The sequence below is a fragment of the Enterobacter cloacae complex sp. AR_0002 genome, assembly GCF_001922365.1.
In the GTDB taxonomy this organism is placed as follows: Bacteria; Pseudomonadota; Gammaproteobacteria; order Enterobacterales; family Enterobacteriaceae; genus Enterobacter; species Enterobacter hormaechei_C.
In genome coordinates, this window is the sequence record NZ_CP018814.1 from 320,730 (window position 1) to 341,024 (window position 20,295).

Here is a 20,295-nt window from a genome sequence, read left to right on the forward strand (position 1 = left end):
CCTGTTTTTTTGACTGCATTTTCTTAACTAGATCATCAGAGCAAACGTTCCGGCCCAAACTAAAACAATAACCGAAATGCCCATAAAGAAATATTTCACGTTTCATCGCTCCGCGTATCTTCCGGTACGCATTAAAAAAACAGAGTCCAACTGAGTATAGAGAGTTGAAATCATGCGAAAGGGGAAATCGGAATTATCCCGTTACGTCGCTAACTTCAGCTCTGAATTCTGTGCTTTCCTGTCGCCAGACGGCGCTAATGTACGCCTAAATTTCAGGAGTGACAAGAGGCATTTTTTTAAATAATTTCCGACACTTACGAGTGTCGTGGAACGGCGACAGTTTGATTTCGGTACGCAATAAATGCCTGTTGAGCGACGGTCGATAAAAGCCGTTACGCACTGTGATTACAGGTGTTTGAAAAGGTTAGTTTCTTAGCGAAACTAACCTTCGAAAGGGGTCAGATATAGAGTGAGGCTTCGCCCAGGGGGCGGGTTTTAAAGCGGCGGTGCATCCAAAGATACTGCTCAGGCGCACGCATAATCTCAAACTCAATCACCTTATTGATAAAGGTCGCGGCTTCACTCTCATCTTCAGGATAGTTCGCCATCTCTGGGGAGATATGCAGACGATAGCCTGACTTATCCGCTTTTCTGACCATGGTCACCGTCAACATCGCGGCGCCTGAGAGACGTGAAATCACAAAGGTACCGTTCGTCGTAGCGACATCTTTAACCGCAAAGAAAGGGGCAAAGCTGCTGCCTTTAGGACCGTAGTCCTGATCCGGGGCAAACCAGACTGCTTCACCTTTTTTCAGGGCGCCAACCATACCGCGCAAATTGTTACGGCTGATCATCGCCTTATTTGAACGCATGCGGCCCCGCGTTTGTACCCATTCCATCAGCGCGCTGTTATGCGGGCGATAGGTTGCCATCATCGGCTGACAAAGGCCCATAACGCGGCCACCCAGCTCAAGCGACATAAAATGCACACCCACAACCATCACGCCGCGGTTTTGCATCTGGGCACGTTTAAGGTTATCCAGACCTTCCACGTCAAACCATTTACGGACACGCTCGTCTGGCCAGAACCAGGCCATACCGGTTTCAAGCAGCGCCATACCGATAGATTTAAAGTTTTCCGCAATCAGCGTTTCGCGCTGCTGCGCATTGTAATGCGGAAAGCAAAGTTCGAGATTTTTTCGGGCAATGGACTCACGACGCTTAAGGAAGTGACGCGATGCGCTGCCGAGCTTCGAACCCAGGAAACGGATCACGGGATAAGGAAGTTGAACCAGCAGCCAAAGTACGCCAAGGCCAAACCACGTAAACCAGTAGCGCGGGTGCAGAAACGCCCGCTGAAATTTGGATTGAGACAAAATAGTGGAACCTATGTAAAGCCTGTGAAGGTAGTGCAGACTTCGCGATACCACGTGCCATTAAGACCGTAGGACGAGGTCATGGTTGCAGGCTTTACCGTTCTTTACGACGTTGCCTGGCCATTGCTGACTTGGGTGGGCGGCATAATGTAGCACCGTTATACATTATGAGCTATCACTCGTTTTTGTTTAAAAAAGCGGCAATTGCGGAGTGGTTTGATTTTGCTATTGTTAAATCTGCGTTCCCGCATGCCTCCTGAAGGTGCAGACCATGGAAACCTACCTGCAAACGGTGAAAGAAGAGTGGGTGAAGCTAATTAATGAAACCGATCCCGATGTGCATCGGCTTGCGACTGAGCTTGCCAGGGACAACGCAACGCCCCTGGTCGCTGAATTCTATCGTGTTGTGCTGGCAGATCCCTCGGCAGCTGAATTCCTGACCACCGAACAGGTGGAGAGGCAGCTTCAGGAGGCGCTTCGTCGCTGGCTTATTGATGTGCTCTCATGCCGTGTGGAGCAGGTTGAAGAGCAGATGCGGGCGCAGCAGCGCGCTGCGGATGTTCATGCCCGTATTGGTATTTCGGTTGATTTAGTTGAAATGGGCTTCCGTGTTCTGAAAAAGCTGCTGTTACCTGTCATTACTACCAGCGCCCATTCGCCTGAGGTGAAGCTGCATATTTATCACTACGCGATTAACAGTATCGATCTGGCCATGGAAGTGATGTCGCGGGCCTATGTATTTAGCGAGAACAATGCGGCGAAAGAGGACGAAAATTACCGCATCTTTTCCTTAATGGAGAACGCAGAAGAGGAGAAGGAGAGACAGACCGCGGCGCTGCTGTCATGGGAAATGGTGCTTCTGTATAAGATCACGCTTAATTCCAGTATCGGCAACAGTCTGCCGCTGGGGCAGTCTGAATTTGGACTGTGGTTTAGCCATAAAGGTCGGCACTATTTCAGCGGGATCGCTGAGGCTGGTCATATCTCTCGTCTGATTCAGGAATTCGATGACCTTTTTAACGAGGTCCGTCTTTCAGGGCAGGGTCTGAGTGATAAAGCGCAGCGGGATAAATTCTTGCAGCGAATGCGTAATACGCTCTCGCAAATCATCACGCTTTTGCGCGAACTGTTTGACGAAGTGTCGCGACACGAGGTGGGGGTTGATGTCCTGACCCGCCTGTTGAATCGCCGTTTCCTGCCAACCATCTTCAAACGCGAAATCCTGCACGCCACCCGGGCGGGAACAAAGCTCTCGACGCTGCTGATTGACGTCGACAAATTTAAACAAATCAACGATACCTGGGGGCACAATACCGGGGACGAGATCCTGCGAAAAGTCTCCGGCGCGTTCTACGACAACGTGCGAACCTGTGATTACGTTTTTCGCTACGGCGGCGATGAATTTCTGATTGTGCTAACGGAAATCTCAGAGGTGGACGCGCTGCGAATCGCCGAGCGTATCCGCAGGCGGGTGGAAAAAATCAAGGTTAACTCCCCAATCGGCGATATTATCCCGCTCTCCCTCTCGATAGGCGTGGCGATGTTCAACGGGCATCCCGATTACGAGCGATTGATTCAGGCGGCGGATGAAGCCTTATACGGCGCGAAACGGCGTGGCCGAAACTGCGTGGAGCTTTGGAAGGGGGCGTAAGGAAAGACAGAAGTGTCCCCTGCAGGAATCGAACCTGCAACTAGCCCTTAGGAGGGGCTCGTTATATCCATTTAACTAAGGGGACGAAGCGGCAAGAGTATAGCGTTATTTACACTTTTCGTTAAGCGCATTGCCGCCTGACTGGTCAAAGAGTCACCGTTCACGCCGATTTTTCGGCAGTTTTATCCTTTTTTTCCTGAGCCTTAAGCTCGGCCTTACGCTTGTTGGACATGTCGTTACGGATTTGCGCATGGCTCAACAGCGCAAAGATAAAGGTCCCGCCACAAATGTTGCCTGCGAGGGTTGGCAGGGCGAACGGCCAGAAAAAGTCGCTCCAGTGGAGTGTGCCGTTAAATACCAGATAAAGGATTTCAACGGTTCCGACAACAATGTGCGTGGTATCGGCGAGTGCGATAAGCCAGGTCATCAGGATAATCACCACGATTTTCGCGCTGCCCGCTGAGGGGAACATCCACACCATAGTGGCGATGATCCAGCCGGAAATTATAGCATTAGAGAACATTTCAACCGGCGTGTTTTTCATCACATCCATGCCAATTTTCACAAATGCGTCGCGGGTCGGTTCATCAAATATTGGCATATACTCGAACGCCCAGGCGGCTATACCCGTACCGATGAGGTTCCCCAGCAGCACGACGCTCCACAGGCGCATCAGTAAACCGAAATTACCGAGGGTCGGATTTTGCATGACGGGCAGTACGGCAGTGACGGTATTCTCCGTAAAAAGCTGCTGTCGCGCCATAATGACGATAATAAAGCCGAACGTGTAGCCTAAATTTTCCAGCAAAAACCCGCCCGGTACGCCTTCCAGCTGAACGTGAAATATCCCTTTGGCGAGCAAAGAGGCGCCCATTGACAGACCGGCTGCAATGGCTGACCACAGCAGGGCCATCGCGTCGCGCTCCATCTCTTTTTCCCCGTCCTGGCGAATATGCTCATGAATAGCCATGGCGCGTGACGGCAGGCGATCTTCATCGACTTCTATCTCTTCTCCCCGGTCTTTCTCCTCACTTTCAATCTCAAGTTCTTCATTGTTCTTGCCAATTTTTTCTTCGTTAATGTCTTTCATAACAGCTCCTTCGGGGTAATTGCTCATTTAAGCGTAGCGGCTTTTAGCGCCTTGCCCGTGGGGATGCTCTTAAATTGCTGTAAATGGCAATAAAGGTGAGACATCTCTTTCAAAGCCAATATAAAATTGCCAGCGAAACGAATTCTGAAAGACAGGCTATGCTGAAATTAGCGTGATGACGCGAGCGGGTCGTCATTGTCCTCGTAGACATCGGTAAGCGTGCTGTTACAATCACTTGCACGTTTCAGGCGGAGCATCACCGGCTCCGTCACAGATGGCATTCAACGATAGCCATATTGAACAGGGAGAAATTTATGAAGCTTCGGCTGTCGGCGCTTGCGCTGGGCGTAACAATGCTTGTGGGCTGCGCCAGCTCTGGCGAGCAAACGGGACGCTCCGATCCTCTCGAAGGATTTAACCGTTCAATGTACAGCTTTAACTATAATGTGCTGGATCCGTATCTGGTTCGTCCGGTTGCCGTGGCATGGCGTGACTACGTTCCGCAGCCGGCGCGTAACGGGCTGAGCAACTTTACCAGTAACCTGGAAGAGCCAGCGGTTATGGTCAACTACTTCCTCCAGGGCGACCCGTATCAGGGGATGGTGCATTTCACCCGCTTCTTCCTGAACTCCCTGCTGGGTATGGGCGGCTTAATTGATGTCGCGGGCATGGCGAACCCGAAATTACAGCGTGAACAGCCGCACCGTTTCGGCAGCACGCTGGGGCATTATGGCGTAGGTTATGGGCCGTATGTGCACCTGCCATTCTACGGCAGCTTTACCGTGCGTGATGATGGCGGCGACATGGTGGATACGTTGTATCCGGTGCTGTCATGGCTCACCTGGCCGCTGTCGATTGGTAAATGGACCGTGGAAGGAATTGAAACACGTGCGCAACTGCTGGACTCTGACGGTCTGCTGCGTCAGTCTTCCGATCCGTACATCATGGTCCGCGAGGCCTACTTCCAGAACCATGACTTTATAGCCAACGGCGGTAAGCTGAAGCCGGAAGATAATCCGAACGCGAAAGCCATCGAGAACGAATTAAAAGATATCGATTCGGAATAAATAAAAAAGGTGAGCGATGCTCACCTTTTTTAATCGTGTTGGAATTAGAACGCGTAGTTGAAGTTGGTACCAAACAGCCAGGCTTTACCTTCAGAGGTAAACTCGTAAGGGCCTTCCTGGAAGGTCACTTTCTGTCCATGCATGTACGACACGCCCGCGTCGATAGAGGCATTCTCGTTGAACGCGTAGGTTGCCCCCGCACTCACCCAGAAACGGTCCTGATCCGGAATGGAGATAGAACGCTTATCTGCCGGTACCGGGCTGTCATCAAATGCCACGCCAGTACGGAACGTCCAGTTGTCATCCATATAATAGGTCGTACCAAGTGCGATACGGTAAGCATCGTGGAAGCTTTCGTCTTTATAGAACAGCGTCTGGCCGTTGCTGCCGGTGGCTTTCAGCTCCTGGAACTGGCTCCAGCTGGTATACGCGAGGCTATAGTGAATAGCCCACTGCGGCGCAACGCGGTTATAACCTGACACTTCCCACATTTCTGGCAGATGCAGTGACAGTGAACCCGGTACGGTTTGATTCGAGGTACCCCATGGAATGGTGGTGCCTGCGCCCGGTACCATACCGTTGACTGGGCTCAGGATGCCGCTTTTGTAATCGCCATCGAAGTCAATCTTCACTTCTGAGCGGTAGGTCAGACCCCAGCGGTTGTTTTTATCCAGTTCATACAGGATACCGGCGTTCCAGCCGTAGCCCCATTCATCGCCTTTCAGGCTGGCAATTTTATTGCTGTTTTTCGGCAGCGCAGCAGTTTGCTCCCCGGAGTAACGCTCGATTTTTGCATCGGCGTAGACAGCATCAAAGCCCAGACCAAAGCTCCAGTTATCGTTCAGACGATATGCGCCGCTCAGGTTGAGGTTCAGGGTCGTCAGGTCGGTTTTACCGCCGTATTCCCCGGCCGGATAGTTGTTATTGAACTCCGTTGCCAGGCCATAGTTAGAGGTGACAGAGGCACCCCAACCAAACTGTTCATTGATTGGCGCAACAAAGTGCAGGTTAGGCACCCACGCGGTCGGCGCAATGTTATCCGCCTTCAGATCTGCGCCGGTGAATTGAGATTTGCCAGAAATATTGACATCAGGATCGATGTAAACCGCACCGGCAGAGAAGGTAGGGCGATCAAACATCATGATCAGCGCCGGGTTACGGCTCGCGTTGCCTGCGTCATCGGCAATCGCACCTTCCCCGGAATACGCACGGCCAAGGCCAGAGGAAGAAAATTCGTTTAACTGGAAGCCCGCTGACCAGGCGGACGTTGAGACGATTGCCACTGCAACTGCTAAAGCAGTTTGTTTGAACAGGGTTTTCTGGCTCATGACCATAACCTCATTGAGTTATTTTTATTCAATAATTGTTACATACCGTAACAGGAGCGCGAAGTGTAGGGTCTGAGGTATGACTTACAAATCAGACCAGTGGCGAGAGTATAGGTCTGACCAGCTGGGATGTTGCAAGTTTGTTTATTAATATTTTCAGATATGTTTCTTGAAACGAGATCTGGTTGGCAAAATTGTGACCAGTGCGATTCCTCTGAAAAGGGGAATTTTGTTTTAGATCATTTTTTAGTGTGATATTGCTCACTTATCCGATTTTGCGCCATTAACGGCTGGAGGGGGCTCGTCCGGGGGCGTAAAATAGACGCATCGTGTTTATCTCGCGCCCTGCGCGAATACAGAGGAAATTGAGCTATGAGTAAATGCAGTGCTGATGAAACCCCGGTTTGCTGCTGTATGGATGTTGGCACCATTATGGACAACACCGATTGCACCGCCTCTTACAGCCGCGTATTCCCTAACCGTGCTGAAGCGGAAGAGACGCTGGCCGCGCTGAGCCAGCGCGCGCGTGAAGTCGAATCCGATCCGTGTGAAATCAAATCCACCTTCACGGAAGTGGAAGGCGGCGTGCAGCTGGATATCGACTTTGTGTTCGCCTGCGAAGCAGAAACGCTGATCTTCCAGTTAGGCCTGCGTTAATACTTTTTGCACGGGCCTATGATCGTGTAGGCCGGGTAAGGCAACGCCGCAACCCGGCAACAAATCTCACAAATGCCTCTGCCATGCAGGGGCATTTTCTTTTTCTTCTCTGTGCCTTAGCTCGCAATTTTTCGCTTCCCCGATTGGCTCAATGTAAAAAAATAGTTAAGACTGTTATCAGGTCAGACCACTTAATGTGCGCGCAAAATTTTTTTACAGGGGAGTGTTATGAGTCAGGCATTACCGCTTATCACCCGACACGGTGACCGCATTGCCATTATCAGCGGGTTACGTACGCCGTTTGCGCGTCAGGCAACCGCGTTTCACGGTATACCGGCAGTCGATCTGGGAAAAATGGTAGTGGGGGAGATGCTGGCTCGCAGCGAGATCCCGCCAGAGGTTATTGAGCAACTGGTTTTCGGCCAGGTGGTGCAGATGCCGGAAGCGCCCAATATCGCGCGTGAAATCGTGCTGGGCACCGGCATGAATGTTCATACCGACGCCTACAGCGTCAGCCGCGCCTGCGCCACCAGTTTCCAGGCGGTGGCGAACGTGGCGGAAAGCCTGATGGCGGGGACCATTCGCGCGGGGATCGCCGGCGGCGCGGATTCCTCCTCCGTGCTGCCCATCGGCGTCAGCAAACAGCTGGCCCGCATCCTCGTGGATGCCAACAAAGCTCGCACTACCGGTGCAAAGCTTAAACTCTTCTCGCGTTTACGCCTGCGTGACCTCATGCCCGTGCCACCTGCCGTTGCTGAATACTCCACCGGCCTGCGTATGGGCGACACTGCCGAGCAGATGGCAAAAACCTACGGTATTACCCGCGAACAGCAGGATGCACTGGCGCATCGCTCGCATCAGCTCGCTGCGAAGGCCTGGTCGGAAGGCAAACTTGCCGACGAGGTTATGACGGCTTATATCCCGCCTTTCCGCGAACCGCTGGTGGAAGATAACAATATCCGTGGCACCTCGACGCTGGAGGATTACGCAAAACTGCGCCCGGCGTTTGATCGTAAACATGGCACCGTTACGGCGGCCAACAGTACGCCACTGACGGACGGTGCCGCCGCCGTGATCCTGATGACGGAATCCCGGGCGAAAGAGCTTGGCATCACACCGCTGGGCTATTTGCGTAGCTACGCCTTTACCGCCATTGATGTCTGGCAGGACATGCTGCTCGGTCCGGCCTGGTCCACGCCCCTGGCGCTGGAGCGTGCGGGGTTGACGCTGGCTGACTTAACCCTGATCGATATGCACGAAGCCTTTGCCGCACAAACCCTGGCAAACATTCAGCTGCTGGCAAGCGAGCGCTTCGCGCGCGATGTACTGGGCCGCGCCCACGCGACCGGCGAAGTGGATCAGAGTAAGTTTAACGTGCTTGGCGGATCCATCGCCTACGGCCATCCATTTGCGGCGACCGGCGCGAGAATGATAACCCAGACTTTGCACGAGCTGCGTCGCCGCGGCGGCGGTTTTGGTCTCGTTACCGCCTGTGCGGCGGGCGGCCTGGGTGCAGCAATGGTTCTGGAGGCTGAATAATGGAAACGACATCTGCATTTAACCTGGCTGTTCGCCTTGATAACGTGGCTGTTATCACCATTGATGTACCCGACGAAAAGATGAACACCCTGAAGGCCGAGTTCGGCGTTCAGGTGCGTGCGATGCTCAGACAGATCCGCGAAAACAAAGCGATACGTGGCCTGGTATTTATCTCGGCAAAGCCGGATAACTTTATTGCCGGGGCCGATATCAACATGATTGCCCGGGCGAAAAGCGCTCAGGAAGCAGAAGACCTGGCGCGTCAGGGGCAGCAGGTAATGGCGGAGATCCATGCGCTGTCGATACCCGTTGTCGCTGCGATCCACGGGGCCTGCCTGGGCGGTGGGCTTGAGCTGGCGCTGGCCTGTCACAGCCGCATTTGTACCGACGATGCGAAAACGGTACTCGGACTGCCGGAGGTACAGCTTGGATTGCTGCCCGGTTCAGGTGGCACGCAGCGCCTGCCGCGTCTGGTGGGCGTCAGTACGGCGCTGGAGATGATTTTAACCGGTAAACAGCTGCGCGCCCGTCAGGCGTTAAAGGCGGGTCTGGTTGATGAGGTCGTTCCGCACGCCATCTTGCTTGAGGCCGCCGTTGAGCGGGCGCTGAAAGGTCGTCAGGCGAAACGCCCTCTGCCGGTGCGCGAGCGTATCCTCGCCGGGCCGCTGGGGCGCACGCTGCTGTTCAATATGGTGGGTAAAAAAACCGAGCAAAAAACCAAAGGGAACTATCCGGCAGCGACGCGCATTCTGAAGGTGATTGAAACCGGTTTATCGCAGGGCAGCAGCAGCGGTTATGCTGCGGAAGCGAAAGCCTTTGGCGAGCTGGCGATGACGCCGCAGTCGCAGGCGCTGCGCGGCATTTTCTTTGCCAGCACGGAGGTTAAAAAAGATCCGGGCAGTGAAGCTGAACCGGCTCCGCTGCGCGCCATTGGCGTTCTGGGTGGTGGGCTGATGGGCGGCGGCATCGCATTTGTCACCGCCAGCAAAGGCAAATTGCCCGTACGTATCAAAGATATCAACCCTAAGGGTATCAACCACGCGTTGCAGTACAGCTGGCAGAACCTTGATCGCAAAGTGAAACGCCGCCATATCAAGGCCAGTGAGCGCGATAAAACCCTCGCGATGATCACTGGCGCCACCGACTACAGTGGGTTTGCACACCGCGATCTGGTGATTGAAGCCGTGTTCGAAGATCTGGCCCTTAAGCAGCAGATGGTGGCGGACGTTGAACAGCACTGCGCGCCGCACACCATTTTCGCGTCAAACACCTCGTCTTTGCCGATCGGCGACATCGCGGCGAAAGCCGTGCGCCCGGAGAAGGTAATAGGGCTGCACTATTTCAGCCCTGTCGAAAAAATGCCGCTGGTGGAGGTTATCCCGCATGCCACAACCAGCCCGCAAACTATTGCCACCGTGGTGAAGCTGGCGAAAAAACAGGGCAAAACCCCGATTGTGGTCGCGGACAAAGCCGGCTTCTACGTCAACCGCATTCTGGCGCCGTACATTAACGAAGCGATGCGGTTGCTGACGGAAGGGGAGAAAATTGAGCACGTCGATGACGCTCTGGTGAAGTTTGGTTTCCCCGTCGGCCCAATCCAACTTTTGGATGAGGTAGGAATTGATACGGGGACTAAAATTATCCCTGTGCTGGAAGCGGCTTATGGCGATCGTTTTGCGCCGCCTGCAAACTTTGTTTCTGCAATTTTGAAGGACGATCGCAAAGGCAGAAAAAATGAACGCGGTTTCTATCTTTACGCCGCGAAAGGGCGTAAAAGCAAGAAACAGGTCGACCCTTCGGTTTATGCGCTTATTCCTGTCACGGGTCAGGCAAAATTGTCGGCGGTTCAGTGTGCTGAGCGCTGCGTAATGATGATGCTCAATGAAGCGGCGCGCTGCTTTGGTGAGCAGGTGATCAAGAGCGCACGCGACGGCGACATCGGCGCCGTGTTTGGTATCGGTTTTCCGCCATTCCTTGGCGGTCCGTTCCGGTATATGGATACCCTCGGGGCGGGTGAAGTGGTTGCGATTCTGCAACGTCTGGCCTCGCAATATGGTCCACGGTTTACACCTTGTGACGAATTATTGCAGATGGCGGAACGGGGTCAGACATTCTGGCCCGTAAGGGAAACTGATTGCGTAAACTGAAGTCAAAGAAGGGTAAATCCTGAGGTGATGGAACCTGTTCTGGCGAAATTGTAAACAGAGATTGACTATACTTACGCCATTGAGGTAAAAAACAGCGTTTCATTCACCGAATGGATCAGGCACAATGCCCGGCCATCGGGTTTTCTACCTCAGAGCATTAATCGCGGGTAGTCAACGCCGGTGATTCTGGTTAACAAAAGCGGTGCAATATGCAAGTTTTTATCATGCGTCACGGCGACGCGGCACTCGATGCCGCCAGTGACTCAGTACGTCCTTTAACCGTCTGTGGCTGCGACGAATCCCGTCAGATGGCGACATGGCTTAAAGGTCAAAAAGTGGACATTGAACGCGTTCTGGTGAGTCCGTTCCTGCGGGCAGAACAGACGCTGGATGTGGTAGGGGAGTGTATGAACCTGCCATCCAGTGTGGATGTGCTCCCTGAACTTACGCCGTGTGGCGATGTTGGCCTTGTCAGTGCTTATCTTCAGGCGCTGTGCAATGAAGGTGTCGCTTCCGCACTGGTCATTTCCCACCTGCCGCTGGTCGGCTATCTGGTATCTGAGCTGTGCCCGGGCGAAACGCCACCGATGTTCACTACGTCCGCCATTGCCAACGTCACCCTCGACGAAACCGGCAAAGGGGTCTTTAACTGGCAAATGAGTCCGTGCAACCTGAAGATGGCAAAAGCCATCTGACGTGACGTGCGATATGGCGGGGTGCAGCGTGCCTCCCGCCATCCTGTCAGGGCAACTCTGGCGGCTGCCACTCCTCCACTTCAATCAATACCAGCAATGCGGCATCTCCGCCGTACTCTTTGGGTGCCTGATGAAACGCCATCACGTGCGGGTGCTGAGCCAGCCACAGCGGTGTCTGTTGCTTAAGAATATGTTTGCCGTGGCCGTGCATTACGCAGGCGCAAAAAACATGCTCGCGACGACATGCCGCGATCAACGCCCCCAGCTCCTGTTTCGCCTGCATCTGGGTCAACCCATGCAGATCGAGGAACAGCTCCGGCGAGTAATCTCCCCGGCGTAATTTTTTCAGTTCAAAATGGCTGACGTCTTCGCGCACGTATTTCACCGCACCCTGAGTATTGAGCAGCGGCTGAAACTCATCTGAAAAATAGTGGCTGTTATCGGCCTGCTCCTGGAGCAGACGTTTGACCGGAACCTCGCTGACTTTTTTACGCTGCGGGCGATGGACAATGGTGTCGTGCGTGATTTGACGCGTCCCGGTCATCAGCTGGCGGAAGAGAGCCTGATCCTCCTCGCTGAGCGATGTTTTCTTTTTCATTCGTCATTCTCATCTCGTATTTCCGATAGTGTACCCGACTAAACGCATTTTTTAACCTCAAGCGACACGCGTCATTGCTGATTTATCGCCGTCTTCATGGCAAACTAGCCGCCGAAAATTATGCGAGCATGCCCTGGAGGAAAGAGTGGATAAAATTTTTGTCGATGAAGCAGTAAACGAGCTGCATACCATACAGGACATGTTGCGCTGGTCGGTTAGCCGCTTCAGCGCCGCCAATATCTGGTACGGCCACGGTACGGATAACCCGTGGGATGAGGCCGTTCAGCTGGTGCTGCCGTCTCTCTATCTGCCGCTGGATATTCCGGAAGACATGCGCACCGCGCGCCTGACCTCCAGCGAAAAACACCGCATCGTTGAGCGCGTGATCCGTCGCGTGAACGAGCGCATTCCGGTGGCTTACCTGACCAACAAAGCCTGGTTCTGCGGCCATGAGTTCTATGTTGATGAACGCGTGCTGGTGCCGCGCTCGCCGATTGGCGAGCTGATCAACAACCACTTTGACGGCCTGATTAACCATCAGCCGCAGCACATTCTTGATATGTGCACCGGCAGCGGCTGCATCGCCATTGCCTGCGCGTACGCCTTCCCGGAAGCGGAAGTGGACGCCGTCGATATCTCCACCGACGCGCTGGCCGTCACCGAACACAACATTGAAGAGCACGGGCTGATTCATCACGTCACGCCTATCCGCTCTGACCTGTTCCGCGACCTGCCGACGCTGCAATACGACCTGATCGTCACCAATCCGCCGTACGTGGATGCAGAAGACATGTCCGACCTGCCGAACGAGTACCGTCACGAGCCGGAGCTGGGTCTGGCGTCCGGCTCTGACGGGCTGAAGCTGACCCGCCGCATCCTGGCCTGCGCGCCGGATTATCTGACCGACGACGGCGTTCTGATTTGTGAAGTGGGCAACAGCATGGTACATCTGATAGAGCAGTACCCGGATGTGCCGTTCACCTGGCTTGAGTTCGACAACGGCGGTGACGGCGTCTTTATGCTGACCAAGGCGCAGCTGCTTGATGCACGCGAATACTTCAGTATTTACAAAGATTAATCCAGCGGGCTTCGGCCCGTTTCACAACGCTCAAACACAAACAACAACATCGGAGCCGTGATGGCAGGAAACAGTATTGGACAGGTATTCCGTGTGACCACCTTTGGCGAGTCGCACGGTCTGGCACTGGGTTGTATCGTTGATGGCGTCCCGCCAGGCATCGAACTGACCGAAGCCGATTTACAGCATGACCTTGACCGTCGGCGTCCGGGTACCTCTCGCTACACCACGCAGCGTCGCGAGCCGGACCAGGTCAAAATTCTCTCCGGCGTATTTGAAGGCCGTACCACCGGGACCAGCATTGGTCTGCTGATTGAAAACACCGATCAGCGTTCTCAGGACTACGGCGCGATTAAAGACGTCTTTCGTCCGGGCCACGCTGATTACACCTACGAACAAAAATATGGCTTTCGCGACTATCGCGGCGGCGGACGTTCTTCCGCACGTGAAACCGCGATGCGCGTGGCGGCAGGGGCGATTGCCAAAAAATATCTCCAGCAGAAATTCGGCATCGTTATCCGCGGCTGTCTGACCCAGATGGGCGACATTCCGCTGGCAATCAAAGACTGGGATCAGGTAGAACTTAACCCGTTCTTCTGCGCCGATGCCGACAAGCTGGACGCGCTGGATGAGCTGATGCGTGGCCTGAAAAAAGAGGGCGATTCCATTGGTGCGAAAGTCACCGTGGTAGCCGACGGCGTGCCGGCTGGCTGGGGCGAGCCGGTATTTGACCGCCTTGACGCCGACATCGCCCACGCGCTGATGAGCATCAACGCGGTGAAAGGCGTTGAAATCGGCGACGGTTTTGACGTGGTTAAGCTTCGCGGCAGCCAGAACCGCGACGAAATCACGAAGGCGGGTTTCCAGAGCAACCATGCGGGCGGCATTCTGGGCGGCATCAGCAGCGGGCAGCAAATTATTGCCAATATCGCGCTGAAGCCCACGTCCAGCATTACCGTGCCGGGCCACACGATTAACCGCGCTGGCGATGAAGTTGAGATGATCACCAAAGGGCGTCACGATCCGTGCGTGGGGATCCGCGCGGTACCGATCGCAGAAGCGATGCTGGCGATCGTGCTGATGGATCACTTCCTGCGCCAGCGCGCGCAGAATGCGGATGTGACGACCACCATTCCACGCTGGTAACTATGAAAAAAACCGCAATCGCTCTGCTGGCGCTGCTGGTCAGTGGAGCAAGCCTGGCCGCTACGCCGTGGCAGAAAATCACCCATCCGGTAGCGGGGAGCGCGCAGTCCATTGGCGCTTTCTCCAACGGGTGTATCGTCGGCGCGCAGGAACTTCCGCTGCAATCGGATACCTATCAGGTGATGCGCACCGACCAGCGCCGTTATTTCGGCCATCCTGACCTGGTGCTTTTTATTCAGCGTCTTGGCAACCAGGTGCATAATCTGGGGCTGGGCACGATGCTGATTGGCGATATGGGGATGCCTGCCGGTGGCCGCTTTAACGGCGGTCACGCCAGCCACCAGACCGGACTGGATGTGGATATCTTCCTGCAATTGCCGAAAACGCGCTGGAGCTCAGCGCAACTGCTGAAACCGCAGGCGCTGGATCTGGTCTCGGCCGACGGTAAACGTGTCGTCGCCTCGCGATGGTCGCCGGAAATTTCCAGCATGATTAAGCTGGCGGCAAAGGATAACGACGTCACGCGGATCTTTGTTAATCCGGCCATCAAGCAGCAGCTTTGCCTGGATGCGGGAACGGATCGCGACTGGTTGCGTAAAGTGCGCCCGTGGTTCCAGCATCGTGCCCATATGCATGTTCGCCTGCGCTGCCCGGCGAACAGCCTGGAATGTGAAGATCAGCCGCTGCCACCGCCTGGCGATGGTTGTGGTTACGAACTGCAAAGCTGGTTTGAACCAGCCAAGCCTGGAACCTCTAAGCCTGAGAAGAAGACACCGCCTCCGTTGCCGCCTTCCTGCCAGGCGCTACTGGATGAGCATGTACTTTAATGGATAATTTCGTCGACCTGTTCATGGTGTCACCGCTGCTGCTGGCGGTGCTCTTTTTTGTTGCAATGTTAGCCGGATTTATCGATGCCCTGGCGGGCGGCGGCGGGTTGCTCACCGTTCCGGCGTTGCTGGCGGCAGGCATGAGCCCTGCCCAGGCGCTTGCCACCAACAAACTCCAGGCATGCGGCGGTTCGCTCTCCTCGTCGCTCTATTTCATTCGGCGTAAAGTTGTGAATCTCGCCGATCAGAAGCTCAATATCCTGATGACGTTTATTGGCTCAACGGCGGGCGCGCTGCTGGTCCAGCACGTACAGTCCGACATTCTGCGCCAGATCCTGCCGCTGCTGGTTATCTGTATCGGCCTCTATTTCTTACTCATGCCAAAGCTCGGGGAAGAAGATCGACAGCGTCGCCTTCACGGCCTGCCGTTTGCGCTGATCGCCGGTGGCTGCGTCGGTTTTTACGATGGCTTCTTTGGCCCGGGGGCAGGCTCGTTTTACGCGCTGGCATTCGTGACGCTGGCCGGGTTCAACCTCGCCAAATCCACCGCCCACGCCAAAGTCCTCAACGCGACCTCCAACGTTGGCGGTCTGCTGCTGTTTATCATTGGCGGCAAGGTTATCTGGGCAACCGGGTTTGTGATGATGGCAGGGCAGTTTTTGGGCGCGCGCGCAGGCTCGCGTCTGGTATTAAGCAAAGGGCAAAAGCTGATCCGCCCGATGATTGTTGTCGTCTCGGCGGTGATGAGCGCCAAACTTCTTTATGACAGCCATGGACAGGAGATCCTCACCTGGTTGGGGATGAACTAATGAACAGTACGCATAACTACGAACAGCTGATTGAGATCTTCGATAGCTGTTTTGCTGATGATTTTAATACCCGTCTGATTAAAGGCGACGACGAACCGATCTATCTTCCAGCTGATGACGAGGTTCCGTATAACCGCATCATCTTTGCCCACGGCTTTTACGCCAGCGGTTTGCACGAAATTTCGCACTGGTGTATCGCCGGGAAAGCGCGTCGCGAGCTGGTGGACTTTGGTTACTGGTACTGCCCGGACGGGCGCGACGCCGCCACCCAGGGGCAGTTTGAAGATGTGGAGGTGAAACCCCAGGCGCTGGAATGGCTGTTCTGCGTGGCGGCGGGTTTCCCGTTCAACGTGAGCTGTGACAACCTCGAAGGCGACTTCGAGCCAGACCGTATCGTCTTCCAGCGCCGCGTTCATGCGCAGGTGATGGAATATCTTGAGAAAGGCATCCCGGCACGTCCGGCACGCCTGATCGAGGCTTTACAGAATTATTACCACACGCCGGAGATCACGGCGGAACGCTTCCCGTGGCCGGAAGATCTTTAACAGAGGAAAGAAGATGATCGCAGAATTTGAATCACGCATTCTGGCGTTAATTGATGACATGGTGGAACACGCCAGTGATGATGAGCTGTTCGCCAGCGGTTATCTGCGTGGTCACCTGACGCTGGCGGTAGCCGCGCTGGAAGCCGGGGACGATCACTCTGCCGACGCCGTTCACGCGGAAGTCACTCGCAGCCTGGAAAACGCTATTCAGGCCGGGGAACTCTCTCCGCGCGACCAGTCTTTAGTGCTGGGCATGTGGGATAATTTGTTCCAGCAGGCGAAAGCGAAGTAAGTGTATCACCGCCCTCTCCCACAGGGAGAGGGCCGGGGTGAGGGCACCAGACCGCACCCTACTTGACCATTTTCCCCTTCAGCAATTTCCGCACCCACAGTCGGTTTGGATTCAGCCCCGCGAGCGTAACCCTGTCCAGCGGAACCGGCTCGTCGCTCATTTGCGCGGCTAACGCTTCAGCCAGCAGCGGCGCGGAGCACAATCCCCGCGAGCCTAAGCCACCCAGCATAAACAGCTCGGGGTGAACGGGCGCACTTACCGCCGTTTCTTTGCTGTCTGCAAGATCCTGATAGACTTCAAGCGTGGCGTCATAGTCCGGCACGTTTCCCGCCATCGGCAGGTGATCGCGGGTCGCGCAGCGTACGCCGCAGCGCGCCTGACCCTCACCGACATTCACCTCTTTCGCCCACGACGCATCCGGAAAACTGTCGACCAGGCGCTGGCGGTTTTGCTGCTGATCCGCTTCGCTGTAATGCATATCTGTTTCACCGCGATGGTAGCTGGCGCCGATGCAGTGATGGCCGTTGGAGGGATTTTGCGGCGTCAGGTAGCCGTCGTAACACAGCACCTGACGCAGTTTGCTCAGTTGGGGCGCGGTCGGGATATGGCTCACCTGGCCGCCGACTGGATAAACCGGCAATGATGCTGTCTGGGTAAACTGGCTGATATGATGTCCGTTGGCCAGCACAACGCTGGCATGCTGGGCCTCTTTACCGTCAGCGAAACGCAGTTCCCAGTGCGCAGTGCGGCTTAGCGATTGAACCTTATGGGCATAATGCACTGTCAACCCACGCGACTGCCCGAGGGCTATCGCCGCAGAAGTCAGTTCAGCCGGACACAGCCAGCCGCCGAGTGGATACTGAATTCCGCCGCAGCCGGTGTCGACACCAGCGGTCTCAGCAACCTGCTGTGCCGTCACTGCATGGGCGATGTCCTCCGGCAGCCCCAGCGACAGCATTTGGGTGATTTTCTGCTGGCTCTTCTCGTCCCAGCCGAGCTGCGTCACGCCGCACCAGTCGTGGTCGAACGCAACCGGCAGGCTATCGTAAAGGCGGCGAGCAAACGTAAACGCCGCCGGGAAGAACTGGAACAGTGCCGGATCGTGTGAACTTAATAAGGGATAAAGCGCGCCCTGACGGTTGCCTGATGCGCCCGTCGCCGGCGCCTCGTCAGCGCAGTAGAGCGTCACCTGCCAGCCACGGTGCAGCAGCGCCAGCGAGAGCAGGGCGCTGGCAATACCCCCGCCCACAATAGCGACCTCACGCGAGGTGCTGGCGCGGCGGGCAAACCAGGGGGCCTGCGCCGGGATCGCCAGATCCTGTTCCATCACCCCGACCAGCATGTCGCGTTTGCGGCCAAAGCCTTTGGTTTTCCGCATGGTAAACCCCGCCTCCTGCAACCCACGACGGACAAAGCCCGCGGAGGTGAAGGTAGCAAGCGTCGCGCCCGGGCGCGCCAGACGTGCCATGGCGCTGAACAGGTGCGGGCTCCACATGTCCGGGTTTTTAGCGGGCGCAAAACCGTCCAGGAACCAGGCGTCCACTTTCTGATTCATTGAGTCATCAAGCTTATCGGTCAGGTCGTTAATATCGCCCAGCCACAGGTCGAGGGTGACGCGTCCGTCATCCAGAATCAGACGATGACAGCCGCCGATAGCCGGTGGCCACTGAGTCTGAAGCTGTTCCGCCCAGTGGGCAAGCTCCGGCCAGCGCTGATGGGCAAGCCGCAGATCGTGCGCGGTAAGCGGAAATTTTTCGAAACTGATGAAATGTAATCTTTGTAAGGTAGCCTCGGGGTATGAAGCGCGAAAACAATCGAATGCCTGCCAGAGGGTCAGAAAATTCAGCCCGGTGCCGAAACCGCTCTCCGCCACGACGAACAGACTGCGCGGATGCTCAGGGAAGCGGGTGCCGAGATGATTTCCGTCGAGGAAAACATAGCGCGTCTCTTCCAGTCCGTTATCATTAGAAAAGTAGACGTCATCAAAATCTCGGGAAACAGGTGTACCCTTAGCGTTGAATTCGAGGTTGGCAGGTTGTATGGCGTTTTGTTTCACGTAAGTTACTCGTCCGACAGGCAGTGGCACGATCTTAGCGATGTGAGCCCATCGGTGCAAATTTCCACAGAAAATGGCTGATCGGACTTGTTCGGCGTACAAGTGTACGCTATTGTGCGACTCGAAACTTTTTATAGTGCGACTTACAGAGGTATTGAATGAAACGTGCAGTGATTACTGGCCTGGGCATCGTTTCCAGCATCGGTAATAACCAGCAGGAAGTCCTGGCATCTCTGCGTGAAGGACGCTCCGGGATCACTTTCTCTGAAGAGTTTAAAGATTCTGGAATGCGTAGCCACGTATGGGGTAACGTTAAACTGGACACCACCGGTTTAATTGACCGTAAAGTGGTTCGTTTCATGAACGATGCCTCTATCTACGCCTATCTTTCCATGCAGGAAGCGATCAAGGATTCTGGTCTGAGCGAAGACGTTTACCAGAACAACCCACGCGTGGGCCTGATTGCAGGTTCCGGCGGTTCTTCTAAAGCTCAGGTGTTCGGTGCTGACGCCATGCGCAGCCCGCGCGGCCTGAAAGCGGTCGGTCCATATGTTGTGACCAAAGCCATGGGTTCAGCGGTTTCCGCGTGCCTGGCAACGCCGTTCAAAATCCACGGTGTGAACTACTCCATCAGCTCCGCATGTGCGACCTCCGCACACTGTATCGGTAATGCGGTTGAGCAGATCCAACTGGGCAAACAGGACATCGTATTTGCTGGCGGTGGCGAAGAGCTGGGCTGGGAAATGGCCTGTGAGTTCGACGCGATGGGCGCACTGTCCACTAAATACAACGAAACGCCAGACAAAGCGTCCCGTACTTATGATGCACACCGCGACGGTTTTGTTATCGCTGGCGGCGGCGGTATGGTTGTGGTTGAAGAGCTGGAACACGCGCTGGCGCGTGGCGCGCACATCTATGCTGAGATCGTGGGCTACGGCGCAACGTCTGACGGCGCTGACATGGTTGCTCCATCCGGTGAAGGCGCGGTGCGCTGCATGAAGATGGCGATGCACGGTGTTGATACTCCAATCGACTACCTGAACTCCCACGGCACCTCAACGCCGGTAGGCGACGTGAAAGAGCTGGGTGCGATCCGTGAAGTGTTCGGCGACAACAGCCCGGCTATCTCTGCAACCAAAGCCATGACCGGTCACTCTCTGGGTGCGGCGGGCGTGCAGGAAGCGATCTACTCTCTGCTGATGCTGGAAAACGGCTTTATCGCGCCAAGCATCAACATCGAAGAGATGGACGAGCAGGCGGCTGGCCTGAACATCGTGACTGAAACCACCGAACGTGAGCTGACGACCGTTATGTCCAACAGCTTCGGTTTCGGCGGCACCAACGCCACGCTGGTGATGCGTAAGCTGAAAGCGTAAGCGTTTGAAGGTATAGTA

At 55.2% G+C, this 20,295-nt stretch carries 19 protein-coding genes and 1 tRNA gene; 13 read left to right on the plus strand and 7 right to left on the minus strand.

Features of this window, described 5'->3' with window-relative positions:
- Positions 1-27 precede the first annotated feature (27 nt).
- Both ypdK and lpxP read right to left on the minus strand, forming a co-directional pair.
- On the minus strand, positions 28-99 hold the full coding sequence (ypdK, locus tag AM329_RS25340) for a membrane protein YpdK (RefSeq protein WP_099458937.1): 72 nt from the start codon (positions 97-99) through the stop codon (positions 28-30).
- A gap of 359 nt (positions 100-458) precedes the next feature.
- Positions 459-1,379 (minus strand): kdo(2)-lipid IV(A) palmitoleoyltransferase, encoded by a 921-nt coding sequence (lpxP, locus tag AM329_RS01715; protein WP_086527955.1) that lies wholly within the window; start codon positions 1,377-1,379, stop codon positions 459-461.
- Positions 1,380-1,647: 268 nt separating this feature from the next.
- Here lpxP and AM329_RS01720 point away from each other — a divergent pair, with 268 nt between their 5' ends.
- Positions 1,648-3,027: a diguanylate cyclase gene (locus AM329_RS01720; RefSeq protein WP_032609768.1), complete on the plus strand. Its 1,380-nt coding sequence runs from the start codon at positions 1,648-1,650 to the stop codon at positions 3,025-3,027.
- A 13-nt stretch (positions 3,028-3,040) separates the two neighbouring features.
- On the opposite strand, the gene AM329_RS01725 is transcribed toward AM329_RS01720, so the two are convergent.
- Positions 3,041-3,112, minus strand: a tRNA-Arg gene (locus AM329_RS01725).
- 75 nt (positions 3,113-3,187) lie between these two features.
- The gene (locus tag AM329_RS01730) at positions 3,188-4,117 is read right to left on the minus strand and encodes a formate/nitrite transporter family protein (RefSeq protein WP_032609766.1); all 930 of its coding nucleotides are present in this window, start codon (positions 4,115-4,117) and stop codon (positions 3,188-3,190) included.
- 314 nt (positions 4,118-4,431) lie between these two features.
- On the opposite strand from AM329_RS01730, the gene mlaA reads away from it, so the two are divergent.
- Entirely contained in the window at positions 4,432-5,184 is a 753-nt protein-coding gene (gene mlaA / locus AM329_RS01735; RefSeq protein WP_003861365.1) for a phospholipid-binding lipoprotein MlaA, read from the plus strand.
- A 44-nt stretch (positions 5,185-5,228) separates the two neighbouring features.
- On the opposite strand, the gene fadL is transcribed toward mlaA, so the two are convergent.
- The gene (fadL, locus tag AM329_RS01740) at positions 5,229-6,512 is read right to left on the minus strand and encodes a long-chain fatty acid transporter FadL (RefSeq protein WP_003861367.1); all 1,284 of its coding nucleotides are present in this window, start codon (positions 6,510-6,512) and stop codon (positions 5,229-5,231) included.
- A 372-nt stretch (positions 6,513-6,884) separates the two neighbouring features.
- On the opposite strand from fadL, the gene AM329_RS01750 reads away from it, so the two are divergent.
- The 4 genes from AM329_RS01750 to sixA all read left to right on the plus strand — a co-directional run bounded on the left by AM329_RS01750 (position 6,885) and on the right by sixA (position 11,550).
- Positions 6,885-7,169: a YfcZ/YiiS family protein gene (locus tag AM329_RS01750; protein WP_003861368.1), complete on the plus strand. Its 285-nt coding sequence runs from the start codon at positions 6,885-6,887 to the stop codon at positions 7,167-7,169.
- Positions 7,170-7,397: 228 nt separating this feature from the next.
- Positions 7,398-8,708 (plus strand): acetyl-CoA C-acyltransferase FadI, encoded by a 1,311-nt coding sequence (fadI, locus tag AM329_RS01755; protein ID WP_032609764.1) that lies wholly within the window; start codon positions 7,398-7,400, stop codon positions 8,706-8,708.
- A complete protein-coding gene (fadJ, locus tag AM329_RS01760) occupies positions 8,708-10,855 on the plus strand; it encodes a fatty acid oxidation complex subunit alpha FadJ (RefSeq protein WP_032609762.1) in 2,148 nt (715 codons plus the stop codon). Before fadI ends, fadJ begins: the two co-directional genes overlap by 1 nt.
- A gap of 209 nt (positions 10,856-11,064) precedes the next feature.
- On the plus strand, positions 11,065-11,550 hold the full coding sequence (sixA, locus tag AM329_RS01765; protein ID WP_003861375.1) for a phosphohistidine phosphatase SixA: 486 nt from the start codon (positions 11,065-11,067) through the stop codon (positions 11,548-11,550).
- A 46-nt stretch (positions 11,551-11,596) separates the two neighbouring features.
- On the opposite strand, the gene smrB is transcribed toward sixA, so the two are convergent.
- Positions 11,597-12,148: an endonuclease SmrB gene (smrB, locus tag AM329_RS01770; RefSeq protein ID WP_015572246.1), complete on the minus strand. Its 552-nt coding sequence runs from the start codon at positions 12,146-12,148 to the stop codon at positions 11,597-11,599.
- A gap of 145 nt (positions 12,149-12,293) precedes the next feature.
- Here smrB and prmB point away from each other — a divergent pair, with 145 nt between their 5' ends.
- Genes prmB through AM329_RS01800 form a run of 6 tightly spaced genes read left to right on the plus strand, consistent with a single transcriptional unit; the run spans position 12,294 to position 16,845 of the window.
- Positions 12,294-13,226 (plus strand): 50S ribosomal protein L3 N(5)-glutamine methyltransferase, encoded by a 933-nt coding sequence (gene prmB / locus AM329_RS01775; RefSeq protein ID WP_003861381.1) that lies wholly within the window; start codon positions 12,294-12,296, stop codon positions 13,224-13,226.
- Between the two features lie 60 nt (positions 13,227-13,286).
- Positions 13,287-14,372, plus strand: a complete 1,086-nt coding sequence (gene aroC, locus AM329_RS01780) for a chorismate synthase (protein WP_003861383.1) — start codon at positions 13,287-13,289, stop codon at positions 14,370-14,372.
- A gap of 2 nt (positions 14,373-14,374) precedes the next feature.
- Positions 14,375-15,199, plus strand: a complete 825-nt coding sequence (gene mepA / locus AM329_RS01785) for a penicillin-insensitive murein endopeptidase (RefSeq protein WP_023325006.1) — start codon at positions 14,375-14,377, stop codon at positions 15,197-15,199.
- Positions 15,199-16,008: a sulfite exporter TauE/SafE family protein gene (locus tag AM329_RS01790; protein ID WP_003861386.1), complete on the plus strand. Its 810-nt coding sequence runs from the start codon at positions 15,199-15,201 to the stop codon at positions 16,006-16,008. The genes mepA and AM329_RS01790 overlap by 1 nt, the downstream gene beginning before the upstream one ends.
- Positions 16,008-16,553: an elongation factor P hydroxylase gene (locus tag AM329_RS01795; protein WP_023314593.1), complete on the plus strand. Its 546-nt coding sequence runs from the start codon at positions 16,008-16,010 to the stop codon at positions 16,551-16,553. Before AM329_RS01790 ends, AM329_RS01795 begins: the two co-directional genes overlap by 1 nt.
- A 13-nt stretch (positions 16,554-16,566) precedes the next feature.
- Positions 16,567-16,845, plus strand: a complete 279-nt coding sequence (locus AM329_RS01800; RefSeq protein WP_003861391.1) for a YfcL family protein — start codon at positions 16,567-16,569, stop codon at positions 16,843-16,845.
- 58 nt (positions 16,846-16,903) lie between these two features.
- On the opposite strand, the gene mnmC is transcribed toward AM329_RS01800, so the two are convergent.
- On the minus strand, positions 16,904-18,901 hold the full coding sequence (gene mnmC, locus AM329_RS01805; protein ID WP_032609760.1) for a bifunctional tRNA (5-methylaminomethyl-2-thiouridine)(34)-methyltransferase MnmD/FAD-dependent 5-carboxymethylaminomethyl-2-thiouridine(34) oxidoreductase MnmC: 1,998 nt from the start codon (positions 18,899-18,901) through the stop codon (positions 16,904-16,906).
- A gap of 158 nt (positions 18,902-19,059) precedes the next feature.
- Between mnmC and fabB the strand changes: the two genes are divergently transcribed.
- Positions 19,060-20,277 (plus strand): beta-ketoacyl-ACP synthase I, encoded by a 1,218-nt coding sequence (fabB, locus tag AM329_RS01810; protein ID WP_003861395.1) that lies wholly within the window; start codon positions 19,060-19,062, stop codon positions 20,275-20,277.
- The last annotated feature ends 18 nt before the right edge of the window (positions 20,278-20,295 follow it).